Annotated in this window: 18 protein-coding genes; 10 read left to right on the forward strand and 8 right to left on the reverse strand. The window is 55.7% G+C overall.

The genetic code is table 11. The features are described from left to right. Positions 1 to 3 precede the first annotated feature (3 nt). Positions 4 to 651: a guanylate kinase gene (gmk, locus tag HEQ61_RS04595; protein ID WP_168019891.1), complete on the reverse strand. Its 648-nt coding sequence runs from the start codon at positions 649 to 651 to the stop codon at positions 4 to 6. A gap of 42 nt (positions 652 to 693) precedes the next feature. Next, a complete protein-coding gene (locus tag HEQ61_RS04600) occupies positions 694 to 1593 on the reverse strand; it encodes a YicC/YloC family endoribonuclease (RefSeq protein WP_168019892.1) in 900 nt (299 codons plus the stop codon). A 154-nt stretch (positions 1594 to 1747) separates the two neighbouring features. Here HEQ61_RS04600 and HEQ61_RS04605 point away from each other — a divergent pair, with 154 nt between their 5' ends. Together HEQ61_RS04605 and HEQ61_RS04610 are read left to right on the forward strand one after the other, a co-directional pair. Next, positions 1748 to 2530 (forward strand): 4'-phosphopantetheinyl transferase family protein, encoded by a 783-nt coding sequence (locus HEQ61_RS04605; protein ID WP_168019894.1) that lies wholly within the window; start codon positions 1748 to 1750, stop codon positions 2528 to 2530. Continuing rightward, positions 2523 to 3278: an SDR family NAD(P)-dependent oxidoreductase gene (locus HEQ61_RS04610; RefSeq protein WP_168019895.1), complete on the forward strand. Its 756-nt coding sequence runs from the start codon at positions 2523 to 2525 to the stop codon at positions 3276 to 3278. Before HEQ61_RS04605 ends, HEQ61_RS04610 begins: the two co-directional genes overlap by 8 nt. A gap of 19 nt (positions 3279 to 3297) precedes the next feature. Here HEQ61_RS04610 and HEQ61_RS04615 read toward each other — a convergent pair whose 3' ends face one another. The 4 genes from HEQ61_RS04615 to HEQ61_RS04630 all read right to left on the reverse strand — a co-directional run bounded on the left by HEQ61_RS04615 (position 3298) and on the right by HEQ61_RS04630 (position 6984). Continuing rightward, positions 3298 to 5742: a bifunctional diguanylate cyclase/phosphodiesterase gene (locus tag HEQ61_RS04615; protein ID WP_168019896.1), complete on the reverse strand. Its 2445-nt coding sequence runs from the start codon at positions 5740 to 5742 to the stop codon at positions 3298 to 3300. Positions 5743 to 5882: 140 nt separating this feature from the next. Then, positions 5883 to 6083 carry a hypothetical protein gene (locus tag HEQ61_RS04620; RefSeq protein ID WP_168019897.1) on the reverse strand — a complete coding sequence of 67 codons (201 nt, stop codon included), beginning with the start codon at positions 6081 to 6083 and terminating at the stop codon, positions 5883 to 5885. A 122-nt stretch (positions 6084 to 6205) separates the two neighbouring features. Next, the gene (locus HEQ61_RS04625; protein WP_168019898.1) at positions 6206 to 6538 is read right to left on the reverse strand and encodes a DUF2794 domain-containing protein; all 333 of its coding nucleotides are present in this window, start codon (positions 6536 to 6538) and stop codon (positions 6206 to 6208) included. 104 nt (positions 6539 to 6642) lie between these two features. Beyond that, positions 6643 to 6984: a hypothetical protein gene (locus tag HEQ61_RS04630; protein WP_168019899.1), complete on the reverse strand. Its 342-nt coding sequence runs from the start codon at positions 6982 to 6984 to the stop codon at positions 6643 to 6645. Between the two features lie 221 nt (positions 6985 to 7205). Here HEQ61_RS04630 and HEQ61_RS04635 point away from each other — a divergent pair, with 221 nt between their 5' ends. From HEQ61_RS04635 to HEQ61_RS04650, 5 genes are all read left to right on the forward strand, one after another. Then, entirely contained in the window at positions 7206 to 7892 is a 687-nt protein-coding gene (locus HEQ61_RS04635; RefSeq protein WP_168019900.1) for a tetratricopeptide repeat protein, read from the forward strand. Positions 7893 to 7959: 67 nt separating this feature from the next. After that, a complete protein-coding gene (locus HEQ61_RS04640) occupies positions 7960 to 9309 on the forward strand; it encodes a PQQ-binding-like beta-propeller repeat protein (protein ID WP_245183131.1) in 1350 nt (449 codons plus the stop codon). A gap of 26 nt (positions 9310 to 9335) precedes the next feature. Then, entirely contained in the window at positions 9336 to 10841 is a 1506-nt protein-coding gene (der, locus tag HEQ61_RS04645; protein WP_168019902.1) for a ribosome biogenesis GTPase Der, read from the forward strand. 260 nt (positions 10842 to 11101) lie between these two features. Further along, positions 11102 to 11572: an MFS transporter gene (locus HEQ61_RS11075; protein WP_209315639.1), complete on the forward strand. Its 471-nt coding sequence runs from the start codon at positions 11102 to 11104 to the stop codon at positions 11570 to 11572. After that, on the forward strand, positions 11524 to 12543 hold the full coding sequence (locus tag HEQ61_RS04650) for an MFS transporter (RefSeq protein WP_209315640.1): 1020 nt from the start codon (positions 11524 to 11526) through the stop codon (positions 12541 to 12543). Before HEQ61_RS11075 ends, HEQ61_RS04650 begins: the two co-directional genes overlap by 49 nt. Here HEQ61_RS04650 and corA read toward each other — a convergent pair. Together corA and HEQ61_RS04660 are read right to left on the reverse strand one after the other, a co-directional pair. Beyond that, positions 12478 to 13461, reverse strand: a complete 984-nt coding sequence (gene corA, locus HEQ61_RS04655; RefSeq protein WP_168019903.1) for a magnesium/cobalt transporter CorA — start codon at positions 13459 to 13461, stop codon at positions 12478 to 12480. The genes HEQ61_RS04650 and corA overlap by 66 nt on opposite strands. Before the next feature lie 75 nt (positions 13462 to 13536). Further along, positions 13537 to 14304, reverse strand: a complete 768-nt coding sequence (locus HEQ61_RS04660) for an NAD kinase (protein WP_066132036.1) — start codon at positions 14302 to 14304, stop codon at positions 13537 to 13539. Between the two features lie 189 nt (positions 14305 to 14493). Between HEQ61_RS04660 and HEQ61_RS04665 the strand changes: the two genes are divergently transcribed. From HEQ61_RS04665 to HEQ61_RS04675, 3 genes are read left to right on the forward strand one after another with little or no spacing between them, the layout of a single operon-like run. Beyond that, positions 14494 to 14895, forward strand: a complete 402-nt coding sequence (locus HEQ61_RS04665) for a DUF952 domain-containing protein (protein WP_168019904.1) — start codon at positions 14494 to 14496, stop codon at positions 14893 to 14895. 9 nt (positions 14896 to 14904) lie between these two features. After that, positions 14905 to 15981: a quinone-dependent dihydroorotate dehydrogenase gene (locus tag HEQ61_RS04670; RefSeq protein ID WP_168019905.1), complete on the forward strand. Its 1077-nt coding sequence runs from the start codon at positions 14905 to 14907 to the stop codon at positions 15979 to 15981. Beyond that, positions 15962 to 16873, forward strand: a complete 912-nt coding sequence (locus HEQ61_RS04675; protein WP_322099193.1) for a TIGR01459 family HAD-type hydrolase — start codon at positions 15962 to 15964, stop codon at positions 16871 to 16873. Before HEQ61_RS04670 ends, HEQ61_RS04675 begins: the two co-directional genes overlap by 20 nt. Positions 16874 to 16888: the final 15 nt, after the last annotated feature.

Consider the following 16888-nt stretch of genomic DNA (forward strand, 5'->3'; position numbering starts at 1 on the left):
AGGTTATAAACCGCGCAGAGCAGCCACAAAGGCTTCCATGCCTTTCTGACGGGACCGTTTCAGGCGCTCGGCCTCAAGGATGGAATGCACAGCGCGGATGCTTGCATCAAGATCGGTGTTGACCAGAACATAGTCATATTCTGCCCAGTGCTCCATCTCGCTGCTGGCTTTGGCCATTCTTTTGCGAACCACCTCGTCGGGATCCTGCCCTCGACCACGCAGGCGGCGCTCCAGCTCGGACAGGGATGGCGGCAGAATGAAGATACGCACAACATCATCGGCTGCTTTTTCCGTCAGTTGGCGCGCACCCTGCCAATCAATATCAAACAGCACATCCTTCCCGGCAGCCAACGCTTTCTCGACAGGCTCCCGCGGTGTCCCATAGTGATTGTCAAAGACCTGCGCATGCTCCAGGAAACCACCGGCAGCAACCATGGCCTCAACATCGGCATGCGTCCGGAAGTGATAGTGCACTCCGTCAATCTCACCCGGGCGCGGAGAACGGGTTGTCACGGACACAGAAAGCTCAAGGCAGTTGTCCTGCCTCAGAATCGCCTGCGCAATTGTGGATTTCCCTGCACCAGAGGGGGACGACAGGATCAACATCAAACCACGCCGGGACACGTGGGGCATATCAGGGGCAAACGTCATGAGAGTTCCGCTGTATTGAAGAAAGGACACACTATGCAAAGCTTATTCAATATTCTGGACCTGCTCGCGCAGCTGGTCGATCACTGTTTTGAGATCAAGGCCCAGCCGGGTCAGGTCCGCATCCTGGGATTTTGAGCATAGCGTGTTGGCTTCGCGATTGAATTCCTGACATAGAAAATCCAGACGGCGCCCACAAACACCCCCTGTCTCCAGAAGTTTCCGGGCCTGGGCAACATGGGCCGACAGACGATCCAACTCCTCACGAATATCCAGACGCGTTGCAATCAAGGCCAGTTCTTGGGCCAATCGTTCTTCAGGAACAGGAACCTTGCTGTCAAGCAACACAGCAAGCTGTTGTTCCAGACGACGACGGACAGACCCGGGACGGGCAGAAGCTGTCTCCCCGGCCTGCTGGATCAAGGACTCCAGACTGGCAAGATGCCCCTGGAGAACGGCATGCAGACGCCCACCCTCCTCGCAGCGCACAGCGACCAAGCCCTCAAGCGCCTTGGACAGGGTCTCAAGGACCACTGCAACAAGGTCAGAAGCCAATGGATACGCCTCTGCTTCAGAAGATGCGGCACTCTCTTCGATAACACCACGAACCCGCAGCAGGCCATCAAGGCGCGGTTGCCCCACAGACGGCGGCAGATCTTCAGCCAAGGCGATCAATGTTGCAAGCCACTCACGATTGATGGTCAGTCCTGAAGCAGAACGGGAGCTGTCATTCAACGACAATGACAAGGCAATGCTTCCACGCGACAGGCATTTCTGGGCCAGATCACGGGCTGGCGCTTCTATACTGTCCCAACCTTGTGGCCACCGTATCCGGATATCCAGCCCCTTTCCATTTACACTGCGTGCTTCCCAGACCCAGGACAAGGCACAACCATGATCCTGCCCCTGTGCGCTGGAAAATCCGGTCATACTGGCGATACCCACTAATGTTTCCTCTTCCGGGCTATAGAATGAAACGGGTTATTCCACGACACAGCTTCATACACAACGGTTGACAATACTTTCACCGCTTTCACTGCTGAATAAAACAAGGCATGCTTCGCAGCATATACTGGACACGCTTCCCCAAGATGGTTCCATGCCCCACAATAATACCCTGACCGATATACCGATACCAACACTGTCACCTGCCATACCGGGTCTCGCCTGCTTTGCCTCTGTTTCATCAGTACAGGCATACTGTTTCCGTGGCCATGAAGGGCTGTCTACGACAGAACATGAATGTATCAGCCGTATGATCCGAGCAGAGGACAGGGCGCAACGCACCGCTGCCCATGTCCTAAAACGCAGAGTACTGGGGAACATCCTTGGCGTATCCCCCGAACGTCTTGAGTTTCATCAAGACAGGAACGGCAGGCCTTTCCTGCGTCACCCTGAAAGCACACTGGATTTCAACATCAGCCACGCCGGAAACTGGGTTGCCTTGTCCGTTGTTTCCTGCCACGACCAAGCATGCCGCACAGGCGTGGATGTAGAGGCCCAGCGGCCTCAGCTGGACTGGGCGTCATTATCGGAGAATTTCTTGTCCCCTGCAGAAATCCGGATCATGGACGCACTTGATCATGATCAGAGCCGCCTTTTTGCCCTGTCCCGCTGGAGCATGAAAGAAGCCATTGTAAAAGCAACCGGTGAAGGGCTTGGGGCCACCCTGAGTACGATAACGCCAACCGTCCATGCTGACGGCACATTCCACTGCAGAAACCTGAATGGATATACCATTGCCTGCGATGGTCATCATGTTATGGGAGCTGCTGTATTTCCAGACACAGTGACAGCACAGATCATAAAGCTGGACAGCACGGGATGGGTACAGGCAACTCCCGTGACCCAACCGCGCAATAGCTTTATAAACCATGACTAAGATAGCAAACAACCAGCATACGCTGATTACAGGAGCCTCTTCCGGTATCGGCAAAGCCTTGGCCCTGGCCTATGCCAAGCAGGGACATGACCTGACCCTGACCGGTCGCAATCCGGAGCGCCTAGAAGAAACGGCTATAATCTGCCGGTCCACGGGTGTATCCGTACATACCAGTCTGACGGATGTAACAGATTGCGACGGCATGAAAGCGCTGATACAGGAGGCCGATGGCAAAGTTCCCTTGCGTCTTGTCATTGCCAATGCCGGCATTGGGGAAACATCATCACCACAAGCCGTGTTTGCCACCAACATCACCGGGGTTATGAACACGATCATACCTGCCCTAGATGTAATGAAACCACGCAGGAACGGACAAATCGCGCTTATGGCCTCTGCAGCGGGTTTCCGTGGCCTGCCGTCCGCACCGGCCTATTGCGCCAGCAAGGCCTGTATAAAAGTTTGGGGCGAAGGCCTGCGCGGGGCACTGGCAACAGACAATATAAGGGTTTCCGTTGTCCTGCCCGGATTTGTCGAAAGCCGTATCACCGCGGTTAATCCGTTTCCCATGCCCTTCCTGATGCCTGCCGAGAAGGCAGCCCACCATATTGTGCGCGGGCTGGCCAAAAACAAGGGGCGGATCAGCTTCCCCTGGCCTGTCATCCTGACCTCATGGCTTCTGGCAACCCTTCCCGATCCGTGGGCGGACCAACTCACCCGCCGCTTTCCACAGAAACCGCGCATGGATTGAAAGAGAGAAAGCAGCCTTCTCAAGCGGGCCAGGACATCACCCCATCCGGTACCAGACCGGCCTTGCGGGCGGCAACAAAATCAGCAAAATCCCTTGGCGGAAGGGGGCGGGCAATCCAGTACCCCTGGAAAGCATCACAGCCCATTTCACGCAGAAGGTCGACGTGCTTCATATGCTCCACACCTTCGGCAACAACACCAAAACCAAGGTTGCGGGCCAAGGTAATAATGGTGGTGACAATGGCGGCATCACGCCCACTGCCGGACAAGTCACGAACAAATGTCTGGTCAATCTTGAGGGTATCAATCGGGAAAGTCTTCAACCAGGTCAGCGATGAATAACCCGTCCCGAAATCATCCATCGACAAGGTCACACCAAGATCCTTCAACTCCCGCAGAATGGTGACAGCACGGGATACATCCCCTGTCATGACGCTCTCGGTAATTTCCAGGTCAAGGCGTACCGGATCAAGCCCGGTTTCATCCAGAATCTGGCGTACACTGGCAACAAACCCCGGATCCTGAAACTGACGCAGGGATACGTTGACCGAGACACTGGGTACACCAATATCGCTGCGAAGCCAGTTGACCAACTGCACACAAGCACGGCGCAAAACCCAGCGCCCAATCGGCACGATCAAACCAGTTTCTTCAGCAATGGGCACAAACTCTGCCGGGCTTACCATACCATAAACCGGATGATGCCAACGGATCAGGGCTTCGGCACCCCTGATCTTCAAGGTAACAGCATCCACCTTGGGCTGGTAATACAACTCCAGCTCACCACGCACAGAGGCCAGCCTGAGGTCATTCTCAAGGCCAGGATGGACGCCTGCAGCCGCAGACATGGATGAGTCATAGACCGTATAGCGGCGCACAGCGTGCTTCTTTGAAACCTGCATCGCAACATCTGTGTTACGCAGGACATCGCCTGCTGTCAGGCCATCATCAGGAAAAAGAGCAATCCCTATCGATAATTGGCAGAACTGCTCTGTCCCGGCTAACGAAAAAGGTTCCTGCAAAGCATGCAGAATGCGTTCAGCCATCGCAACACCAGCTTGGACCGTTTCAACCTCGGGCATCAGAACCAGAAATTCGTCACCACCCAGACGCCCGACACTATCTTCTGATCCAACACACTGGTTCAGGCGGCGGGACAAAAGCCGCAGCAACTCATCGCCCGCCGTGTGGCCCCATGCATCGTTGATGGCTTTGAAACGATCAAGGTCAACCAGAAGGACGCAGCCCCGCTTGCCCTCCCTGCATGCTGTCTCCAAGGCAGATTCAAGGCGTTCCATCAAAAGACGCCGGTTGGGCAGGCCAGTCAGCAGATCATAGTTAGCATGAAAACGAACCCAAGCCTCATCATTCTTCCGCGCCGTTACATCTGAAAGACGCACAACAAAGTGGGTAGTCTGCCCATGATCATCATGAACAGCCGAGACAACAGCCTCTGCAGGAAAGGGTTCATCATCGCTGTCGCGGATAAACAATTCACCCGCCCAGTGACCGGAGACACGAACCGTTTCAAGGATGCGATCCAGATAATCAGGATCGTGCAGCCCCTCGGCGAGCAAACGCAGGGGCTTTGTTTCCGCCACATCCCCGGAAAGCCCGGTCATGCATACAAAAGCCGGGTTGGCAGCATGCAGGCCCCCGCTCTCATCAAGCAGCACGATGCCTTCACGCGTGCTTTCAAAAACGCGGACCAAAAGGCGCAAACGTTCGTCTGCTTCCTTACAGGCTGTGATATCACGGACTATCGCCTCGTAAAACAATGGCTCCCCACGATCATCAACCACGCAACTGATCTCCTGCGACACCCAAAGGATTACATGATCCGGGCGTGATACCATCATCTCAAAATCGCGGACATAACCCCGCTCTTGCGCCAAGGCAAATAACTCTATACCGCACGCGGGATCAACATAGGAAGGAAATGCACCAACAGGTAACGACACGGCCAGATCACCACAGTCAGGATGTCCCAGAAGCGCAGCAAGATCCGGACTGACATAAATACAGCGCCCATCGGGTGTAAGGCGATACACGCACCGCGTCGCAGCTCCTGCCCCGGAACAGTGAGCAAAAGGAAAGAATGCGTTTGAGCAAACAAGGCAATCATGTAACGGCCTGACTCGCCACACATCTGCAGAAACACCTTCACCCAAGTCAGGCGCATTACGGATAAGAGAAACCTTTACCTCGGTATGACGTCCATTCTTCGCGGGCAGAACAACATGGAATCCGGCCTTGTCTCCACGCTCCTTTTCCCTGTCGGACAGCTGGATCAGCGAAGACCATGCCTGACCGCACAAGGCGCGCGCAGACAGACCGGACAGAGCCTCCATCGTCGCATTGACCCGCACAACAAGGCCGTTTCGGACAACGACCAAGGCATCTGGAAAAGACAGTACGAAAGAGTCCGGAAGAACGGATTGCGACAACAGAATGCAGGCAGTCAAGCAAGACCCCCCCTGACTGAACGCTTGCATGTGGTCGGTTTATCTGGCGACAAGGTAAATACGCAACAAAAAAGGGGGAAACAGGGGAGAACAATGCCGTACATCAAGCCCCGCACAGAACAAAAGGGGCCCGGGCCGGATCAGTCTCCCTGCCCAACTGCCAACAGAACCGTCCCAATCATCAGAAGAGCGGCAAGACCAAGGCCAATATGCTGGGCCACACGCGATACATCCTGAAAACCCACAGCGGAGACAGCCAGAACACCAATAAAGGCAAGAAGGCCAACCAAGCCCACCAAGACCACGCCAAGCGTTTTCCCGGCAACAGAACCTTGGGTCATAACACTCTCCCTTACATCCATGACATCGTCAGGATAATACACCCTTGATTTTATCAAAAAACAGAAAAGACAAGAGGATATGGAAAAATTAGCCCCGCAGAAGCATGCAATCCCGGCACCGGTTACACAGCAGCCGAAATGCGCCTGAAGCATCCAAGGATTTCCGAAAGATTGCGACTCTGCCGAACACGCCGGCTTTCGTCAAAAAGTGTATAAACAACATGGCCAGACACGGCGCGCTTTGTCAGCACACAAGCAGGGCGTTCACCAGCATAACGGTACACGGCAAACCAAGCCTGCCTACCATCACTCCCGATGGCATAATCACGCCAGCCTCCCCGTGAAACACTATCTGCATAAACCCCAAGAAGGGCGCTCATCTCATCCCGGCTGAAGAACACAGCCACACCATGGCGGCAGGCGCGATAACCGGCCAAGGGAACGACTTGGTTCATAGCGCCTCCTGTACAGGCAGACACCGCGCGCCGCCCCGAGCAGGGCTGCAACCGATCGGTCTATTGTCAGGAATCCAGTCCACCGGGTCAACTCTACACAGGAACTACCATGTTCTCTGCAAACCACCGGGAACATTTCCAACCAGATGGTCATGAGGGTTGGGACTCTGTGTATGGTAACAATCCACCGCACCAATAGAGCGATAGCAATACAAATCCGGAGTCTCCGGCCTGTTCTCATAGACAGGCTGGCACCAGTGCCCCCCACGCGCTGCACGGGCCGAGGAACAATCCTGACCGGATACCCAACCGCTGAGGCGATCCAAAGGGGTACGATCTGTCCCGATGTACCCGAGTCCCACATAGCCGGGCTTCGGCAAAACCTCACATCCCGAGGACATGAGGACAGCCATAACAGCCAGACAGCGTGGAATCAGGGCATTCATCCAGGCTACACCTTCCCAAGAGGCCAATTCCGGGACACCAGGAACTCGTTAAAGCGGGCACCATCACGGATTGTCACTACGTGTCCCATGGTCAGGTCACGGTGGTTAAAAAACGCTGAAAAACGCATGAAATGTGCCGAAAGAGGCGATCCGCTCGTTGCTTACAGAGCCACCTCGCACTATGTTCGGGGCTCCAAGGTTTCTTGCAAGGACTGATATCCGTGGCTGATACACCACTTGACCCACAACAGGCCGCCCTGTTCCGCGAGGTGGATGACGACCTTCGTCACGAGCAACTGAACCGACTGTGGAAGGCCTATGGCCCCACGGTTGTTGCCGCAGCTGTGGCACTGGTGCTTGCTGTTGCCGGCTGGCAGGGATGGATGGCTTGGCAGGCGTCTTCTCGTGTAAAGGAAGCAACAGCGTTTGAAGCTGCCCTGTCACGGGGCGCTGATACAAATCATGAAGCAACGGCACAGGCGTTGAAGGATTTTGCTTCCGGCGCATCAAGGGGAAATCGTGATCTTGCGGTCATGAAAGCCGCCGCTCTGCTCGCGCAGGCAGGCAAAGTAACCGAGGCCACAGCCCTGTGGAAGCAATTGCGCGACACAGGCAATGCCGACCCGATCTTCCGTGATCTTGCCCGCCTTCTTGTTGTACAGCACGGGCTGGATCAGCCCGGGGCCGACCTGTCTGCCCTGGACGCAGAGCTTGCACCACTTCTTGGTCCGTCAACCCGCTTTCGTTACCTGGCCGGCGAGCTGCGCGGACTGATTGCCTTGCAGCAAAACCGCCGCGATGATGCGGTCACACTCTTTACAGATCTGGCTGCTGATCGCAGTACCCCTTATGGGATTCGGGCCCGCCTGCGCGAGGTTCTGATGTCTTTGGGGGGCCACCGTCCCTGACGCCCCCTGATACATGCATCCCCTTTGCTGTCCTGAGCTATTGAGCCCCCCGGGAGACCTTATCTTCATGGCCCGAAACCGCAACGCCTGTACCGTTCTTGTTCGTACACTCTTCATCATGACCCTCTCTGCCGGCTTGTCTGCCTGCTCGGGTGACAGTTGGTTCGGGGATGATGTGAAACCACCTGTGCCCGGAACCCGCATTTCTGTCCTGGAGCACGAGCGTTCCCTGAAACATGACCCGGACCTGGCTGCATCCATTCGCCTGCCCGCCCCGGAAGACAATGCACAATGGCCACAGCAGGGCGGGTACAGCCACCATGCCATGCAGCACATGAAAGTGTCGGCATCGCCAAAAGTTGCCTGGATTCGCTCCATAGGCAGTGGCTCAGGCCGACGGGACCGCCTGATGGGGGAACCCGTCGTTGCGAACGGTACTGTTTATACCATTGATACCTCGGGTGTAGTGACAGCGCTCAACGCCCAAAGCGGTGCAACCTTGTGGCACAAGGCGTTGGCCCCTGATCACGAGGATGACGGTTACCTGATGGGTGGCGGCGTCGCCTTCAACAATGGACGGCTGTTTGTCACAACCGGATTTGCCGACGTTATTGCATTGAAGGCAGACAAGGGTGAGGAAATCTGGCGGCGGTCCGTCCCGGCCCCGATGCGGGCCGGTCCAACGGTCAGCGACGGTCGTGTCTTTGTGACAACGCTGGACAACAAGGCCCTCGCCCTTTCTGAAGAGAACGGATCAATCGTATGGACATACTCGGGGGTTGAGGAGAATACATCGGTTCTGGGAGCTGCTGCTCCCGCCGTCATGGGTGGCGTCGGGATTTTCCCCTTCACCAGCGGCGAGGTTGTGGCCTTGCGTACGGATACAGGGGCAGCCCTGTGGGCAGACAGCGTGGTGGCAACACGACGCACCGATGCAACCGGCACGCTGGCGGCCATTGCTGCCCGTCCGGTGATTGATAGGACCCGCATTTTTGTTCTGGGGCATTCCGGGCTTCTGACCGGAATAGACATGCGCACAGGGGAACGGGCATGGGAACTGTCGATGGCTGGCCTGCATCAGCCCTGGATTGCAGGGGACTGGCTGTTTGCCGTCACCCTGGATGCTGAAGTGGTCGCCATTGATGCAAGAAACGGGAAGATCGCCTGGATCACCTCCCTTGACCTGTGGGAAGACCCTGAAGACAGAAAGGGACGGATCACATGGGCTGGTCCCGTGCTGGCCTCTGACCGTCTTGTCCTTGCAGGATCACAGGGCAAGGCGGTCAGCATAAACCCCTATGACGGGGCCGTCATCGGCCACCTGGATATGCCTGCCGGTATATCCCTGTCTCCTGCTGTCGCACATGAAGCCCTGTACTTCCTGACCGACGCCGGGGATGTCGTCTGCGTTCGCTGAATTTTCTGGAAAGTACGAATTTTATCATGACTTTTACGGTTGCCATTGTTGGCCGCCCCAATGTCGGCAAGTCTACGCTGTTCAACCGTCTGGTCGGCAGACGGTTGGCTATTGTTCATGACATGCCGGGCGTAACCCGTGACCGTAAGGCCCATAAAGCCAGCCTTGCTGGTATGGACTTTATGGTTATCGATACAGCAGGCTTGGAAGACAGTACGGACGAGAGCCTGGAAGGGCGGATGCGGGCGCAAACAGAAGCCGCTCTTGATGAGGCTGATGTCGCGCTGTTCCTGATTGACAGCCGGGCCGGGGTAACCCCCCTGGATGCTCACTTTGCTGCCCTTTTACGCAAGCATCCGACCCCTGTTATCCTGTGCGCAAACAAGTGCGAGGGCAAGGCCGGTGCACCGGGGCTTTACGAGTCCTGGAGTCTGGGCCTTGGCGAACCTGTTGCTGTTTCGGCTGAACATGGCGAAGGTATGCTGGAGCTGTTCCAGGCTCTTCTACCGTTTGCTCGTGAAGCCGGAGCAGAACCACCCGAGGACGGTGAAGGCCCGTTGGCATCCATCGTCAGGGAAACGGATGACATAACAGACGGTGACAGCACGGCTGATGAGGCCAGCGATGACGACGATGACTCACTCACCCCTGCCGCTTCGGATGCTGACACCGACGAAGAAGAAGAGCTGGAACCCTATGAGGAACCTGGCCGACCGGATCGCCCCCTGCAAATGGCCATTGTCGGGCGCCCGAATGCCGGCAAGTCAACCTTGATCAACCAGCTGCTGGGGCAGGAACGCATGCTGACTGGTCCCGAGGCTGGCATCACACGTGATTCGGTAGAGATAGACTGGGAATGGCAAGGGCGGCGCATCCGCCTTGTCGATACAGCAGGCATACGCCGGCGCGCCCGCATCGATGACAGCCTGGAAAAGTTGTCTGTTGCCGAAACTCTCAACGCCATTCGCATGGCGGAGGTTGTGGTGTTGATGCTCGATGCCAACGCCATATTGGAAAAACAGGATCTGACGATTGCCAGGATGGTAATTGATGAGGGGCGAGCTCTTGTTATCGCAGTCAACAAATGGGATGCCGTAGACAACCGCCAAGAAGCCCTGCAACAGCTTGATGATCGCCTGCAAAAGTCATTGCCGCAGGTTCGGGGTATACCGACCCTGACAATTTCCGCCTTAAGGGGTCGCGGAATGGATCAGCTGATGAAAACAGCCTTTGCTGTTCATAGGGTCTGGAACACACGTGTCACCACATCAAAGCTGAATCGCTGGCTGGCAGAGATGACCGAACGCCACCCGACCCCCCTGTCCAAACAGGGGCGACGGATTCGCCTGCGCTTTATGACCCAAGCCAAAACACGCCCCCCAACCTACGCCATTTTTGCATCCAAGCCTGATGAACTGCCGGATAGCTATATGCGCTATCTGGTTAACGGTCTGCGGGACACATTCGGGATAGAGGGTGTGCCGATCAGAATTTTTCTGCGCAAACGGGATAACCCGTTTGACAAGAAGTAAGGCGTGAACAGTGCCGGGAACCAGAACGGTCGGGTCATTCAATTGATCTGGCCGTTTTTTTGTGTCCCCATAGCACCCTAATTCAGATGCCTACATATACAATCATAAATTTTAATCACGAATCATAGTCTATTTACCGGATCATTGTTCCGTGCAATAAAGATGCATTTGCAGGCATAAAACTACAAAAAATTGTGTATTTTTCTGCAATTTCATCGCCTTAAACAAGGCAGATAACCACGGAATGAGGATTGGCACCCATGTCGCTGAATGCGCTGGCCCCGGCACCGCACGCCGCCCCCTTACCTGACCGTGACGTTGCTTCCCTCTACACGCGGCTGCGATGGCAGATTTTCTCTGGCATCTTCATCGGCTACGCCGGGTATTATCTGGTACGCAAGAACTTCTGCCTGGCCATGCCGTATCTGATAGAAGAAGGCTATTCCCACGGTGAATTGGGAATAGCTGCTTCAGGCCTATCTGTTGCCTATGGACTATCCAAATTCTTGATGGGTGCTGTTTCCGACCACTCCAATCCCCGGCTCTTCATGCCGCTCGGGCTTTTTCTTTCCGCCACCATCGTCTTCATACTGGGATATGCGTCTTGGGCAACGTCAAGCATTGCCATGATGGGTATTCTTTTGTTTGCAAATGGCTGGGCGCAAGGCATGGGATGGGCACCGTGTGGTCGCACCATTGTAACTGGTGGCCACAGTCAGAGCGCGGGCTGATCGTTTCTGTCTGGAATGCAGCACACAATATCGGCGGTGGTCTTCTGGGGCTTCTGTTCCTGACCGGTATGGGCTGGTTTAACGACTGGCATGCCGGTTTCTATGTACCGGCAGGGTTTGCTTTCGTTATTGCTGTCTTCACAGCCCTGACTCTGCGCGATACACCACAGTCCTGTGGATTGCCATCTGTAGAAGATTACAGCTCTGGTCGTCAAACGCCTCACCGACCAGAACAGAAAATGCCTTTTCGTATGGTTATTGGACAGCATGTCATCCCCAATACCATGCTGTGGTGGCTTGCAGGCGCAAGCGTTTTTGTACACCTGATCCGGTTCGGGGTTCTGGATTGGGCACCGACATATCTGAAAGAAACAAGAGACTTTGATGTTGGAGTCTCTTCATGGGTTTACTTCCTGTACGAATGGGCTGGTATTCCGGGCACTCTGCTCTGTGGCTGGCTATCAGATCGGCTGTTTTCGGCGCGACGGGCACCCGCTGGCATCCTGTTCATGGCTCTGATTCTCTGCGCCCTTCTTGTGCAGTGGCTCGGGACAGCCCAGAATCCCTACATTGAAATGACAGCATTTCTGGCTATCGGCTTCCTTATTTACGGCCCTGTCATGTTGATAGGATTGCACGCTATGGAACTGGTACCCAAGAATGCTGTCGGAGCGGCAGCAGGATTTACCGGCCTATTTGGCTATTTGTGCGGATCCGTCGCAGCCAATGCCATGATGGGGTACACGATCGACCTATTCGGCTGGAACGGAGGCTTCGCACTTTTGACCGGGGCCTGCGTCATGGCAACAATCTGCTTGCTCAGAACACAGATGTCTCACCGATCTTACGCCAGTCCCCCGACTTCACATCAGGACGCGCCGGGCAACACCTATGTCTGCCCACTACTACAGCCAGCCTTTGCGCTTGAAGTACAGGAAGGGTACAACCGCCGACATGAGCATCAGGAATAGCGCCCATGGGTACCCCAGTGCCCACTTCAGCTCGGGCATCAGCTCGAAATTCATGCCATAGATACTGGCAATCATGGTCGGAGGCAGGAAAACAACGGAAACAACCGAGAAGATTTTGATAATCGAGTTCTGCTCGATATTGACCATGCCAAGGGTTGCATCCAGCAGGAAGCTGATCTTGCCAGCCAGAAAGGTGGCATGATCCAGAAGGCTTTGCACATCGCGCCACATAATCTTGACCTGAGCCCTGGCTTCCTGACCCTGACTGGGTAACCCCTGGTCTAGGAATGCCAGAAGCCGCCCAATCGACATCAAGCTTTCGCGCGCACGGGATGCAACGTCGCCAGTTTGGCCGATATCGCGTAAAATCTCCTGAAAGTCACGACTTTCAGCTTGGTTCACTCGCCTCTGACCGGTTGGTGTGTGATTGAAAACTTCGGAGGATATGGTATCGACGCGAGCCATCTCACGTTCCAGAATATCGGCAGCACGCTCGATAACTGTTTCCAACAAGTTTACCAATATTACATCGCCGGTCTTCAATCCCTGCTGCCGGCTGGCACGTGTAGCAAAGGCCCGAAACGGCTTGGGTTCAGCGTGGCGCACTGTCACCAGTCGCTCGCCGGACAGAATAAAGGTCACAGCTGTTGTTTCCGGATGCTCCGTATCGGACTGGGCCAGCACGACGGCTGTCATGAAAACAGCGCCATCTTCCTGATACAACCGGCTTGAAGCCTCAATCTCCTGCATTTCCTCCCGGGTTGGCAGGGCAATATCAAGAGCCTGCTCGACTCGATGAACCTCGGCCGTTACCGGTTGGTACAGATCAATCCACACCACTTCCGGCGGAACCGGAAGCCCCGGAGCCGGAGGAAAGGAATACAGACCGGCCGGTCCTGGCACATAGACGGTCAGCATGGCAACTCCCTGTCAGCGATCCCTCTCTATACGCCGCCCCGCCCCCCGGGGGAACCATCTATATGCACGGTGATATCACCCAGTGAACTGTTCGGACAAAATTCTTTCCTCAAGGTTATGCTCGGGATCGAACAGAACAGGTAACACGATCGAGCGATCCTCGCGCACGGAGACCCGTATGACATCACGCACTTCGGTATAATCGGCCACAGCCGAGACCGGGCGCTTTTCGCCCTCTATAATGTCAAAATCAAGGGATACCTGATGAGAAAGAACAGCACCACGCCAGCGCCGGGGACGAAATGCCGAAATCGGTGTCAAAGCCATGACGTTTGATCCCATGGGAAGAATGGGACCATGTGCAGAGAGATTATAGGCAGTTGAACCTGCCGATGTGCACACAAGCGCCCCGTCACAGATCAATTCCGGCAAACGGACCTTTCCGTCTACGCTGATACGGATCTTGGCTGCCTGACGCGTCTGACGCAGCATTGAAACTTCGTTGATTGCAAGGGCATGCAGGGTATCCCCTTGGCTGGTCAGCGCCGTCATCGCCAAAGGGAACAGCTGAACGCAGGTCGCCTTTGCCAGGCGCTCCTCCAGCCCATGCTCGGCATACGCATTCAACAGAAAGCCGACCGTTCCCCGGTTCATGCCATAGATCGGTTTTTTCAATGCCATATGGCGGTGCATGGTTTCCAGCATGAAACCATCCCCCCCCAAGGCCACAATAACATCAGCCCGATCCGCAGGAACCTGACCATAGCGCTGACAAAGGCGCTCCAGTGCTTCTTCGGCAGCAGAGGTAGCAGCAGCGGTGAAGCAGATCGAACCAAACGCCATAAAGCCTCGCTGATGGCAACAAACAACACAGGGGAACACGGGAATGTCAGTATAATCGAGCCGCATTCCCTTGCCTACCCGCCGCCCGCTCTCCATCACAAGCGTAATATCCTGTCTACCTGCCACCCTACAGGACAGGACTAAAAGTTTCTTTCGATATCCGGGGCTCTTGAGGTACAGTTCTCGATCATGAGCTATACACATATCCGGCGTGATCTGCGCCCTGAACACGACACACGATCCCCGCAACGGCTGTATCGTCTTATTTTGCCCGAACAGTGGCGCCAGGCCGTCCGCGAAGGCTTTTTCGAAGGGTCTCCCACCGACCGGGCCGACGGGTTTATCCATCTGTCAACCGCAGCTCAGGTTATGGGAACGGTGGAACGCTGGTTCTCTGAAACACCTGAACTGATGCTGCTGCGCCTTGACCGCGACCGCTTGGCCGGGGCTGTGCGTATGGAGGGACCTGAACTCTACCCACACCTCTACGGTCTTCTTCCGATCGAGGCGGTGCAGGAAACATGGGATCTTCCATTGAACGAAAACCTGCGCTTTATATTCCCGACCGAAATTATCTTGGCCTCATCCTGATTTGCATTGATGCCGCTTGATCTCTACCGCCGTGTTGCAGCGCCACTTCTGGGACGAATGGACCCGGAGCAGGCGCATCGCGTGGCGATACTGGCTGCACAGTCGCTCCTATTCCCGCTCTTCACACCTCCGCCTCAACCAGAATTGGCTATTTCTCTTTGGAACCGGACTTTTCCCAATCCGGTTGGTCTGGCCGCAGGATTCGATAAAAACGGTAAAGTCGCTGATGCCATGCTGCGCATGGGATTTGGTTTTGTAGAGATTGGTGGCGTTACACCCCGCCCGCAGGATGGCAACCCAAAACCACGCCTGTTCAGGCTCCCGGAAGATGGGGCCATCATCAACCGGATGGGGTTCAACAATGATGGCATGCACGTTGTCAGCCAAAGGTTGGCACGCTTGCGCAACAGCAAGCGAACACTTCATGGATTGATCGGTGTCAACCTGGGCAAGAACAAGGACACGATCGATCCGGCTGACGATTACGTGAAAGGCGCCACAACCTTTGCCGGTTTGGCGGACTTCCTGGTTATCAATGTATCAAGCCCGAATACACCGGGATTGCGGGCACTGCAGGAACGCAAGCATCTGGAGCACATTGTCAGCAGCGTGCGACGCACCTTGGAGCAGGATACGAACTCGACCCCGTTGCTGCTCAAGATTGCTCCTGACCTTGGAGAGCAAGATGAAGTGGAGCTTGCAGCCTTGGCCTGCGACAGTGGTATTGATGGACTGGTTGTCGCCAACACTACGCTGGCACGTCCGGATACGCTGATGGGACAGGCCCGTCATGAAGCGGGTGGGTTGTCCGGTCGCCCTCTCCGCACGGCATCAACAGCCTTGCTGCGACGCATGTACCACCTGACCAAGGGAAGCATTCCCCTGATAGGGGTTGGCGGCATTGGCAGTGGCGCTGATGCCTGGGAAAAAATAAAGGCCGGGGCTTCCCTCATACAACTGTACACCGCCTTGGTCTACCAAGGGCCATCCCTGGTTCAGCAGATCAGGGATGATCTTGTTCTTCTGGCAAAGCGCGAAGGTTTCCATTCTGTTGCGGAGGCTATTGGTGCCGACCACAATTCCTGACACACCTGAACCATCATCCGGTCTGTATATTCCCTTGCAACTTCCCGGCCTGCGCGCCGCCGCCGGGCTGTGGAACGTGTTTATTCTGGATCTGTGGGGCGTGATTCACGACGGTGTCGCGGCGTATCCCCATTCAGCCGAGACCTTGCGTCAACTGCGGGCCACGGGGGCACGTGTGATGTTGCTGTCCAATGCACCACGACGTGCCTCTGCCCTGATAACGCAGATGGAGACCATGGGAATCCCCCGTGATCTGTATGACGGTATCCTGTCATCAGGGGATGCTGTGCATCATGCTCTTCTGACCCGCAAGGACCCCGCTTTTGCCGCACTGGGAAATACATGCTTTCATCTGGGGCCAGAACGGGATCTGACAATTTATGAAGAGACCGGCGTTGTACTGACAGACCTGGATCACGCCACATTCATCATGAATACTGGTCCGGTCAGCTTGGACGACAGTGCCGATGACTACCGGACCATGCTGGCCAAAGGCGTGCAAGCCGGACTGCCGATGGTATGCGCCAACCCGGACAGGATTGTCATCCGACAGGGAAAGACCATCGTGTGTGCGGGTGCCTTGGCGGATATCTATCTGGAATACGGGGGGACGGTTATCTGGAGAGGAAAGCCTGATCCTGCGGTATATCGGTTGTGTCTGGAGAAAATGGGGTTTCCCTCAACCGGCGTCTGCACAATCGGAGATTCCCTTGAAACAGACATGGCTGGTGCGGCGGCGGCGGGTATCGACGGGCTATGGGTAACGGGTGGCATTCATGCTGATGAAGTCGGCGGTGCCTACGGGAAGCCTGCCGATCCCCTGCGCATGGCACGCCTTGCCGCCCGCCATGGCGTTCGTCCAGCAGCTGCCTTGGCTGGTTTTATCTGGTAGCCACAGGCAAAAAGG

Origin of the sequence: Haematospirillum sp. H4485 (assembly GCF_012102745.1) — a bacterium.
Classification (GTDB): Bacteria; Pseudomonadota; Alphaproteobacteria; order Rhodospirillales; family Rhodospirillaceae; genus Haematospirillum.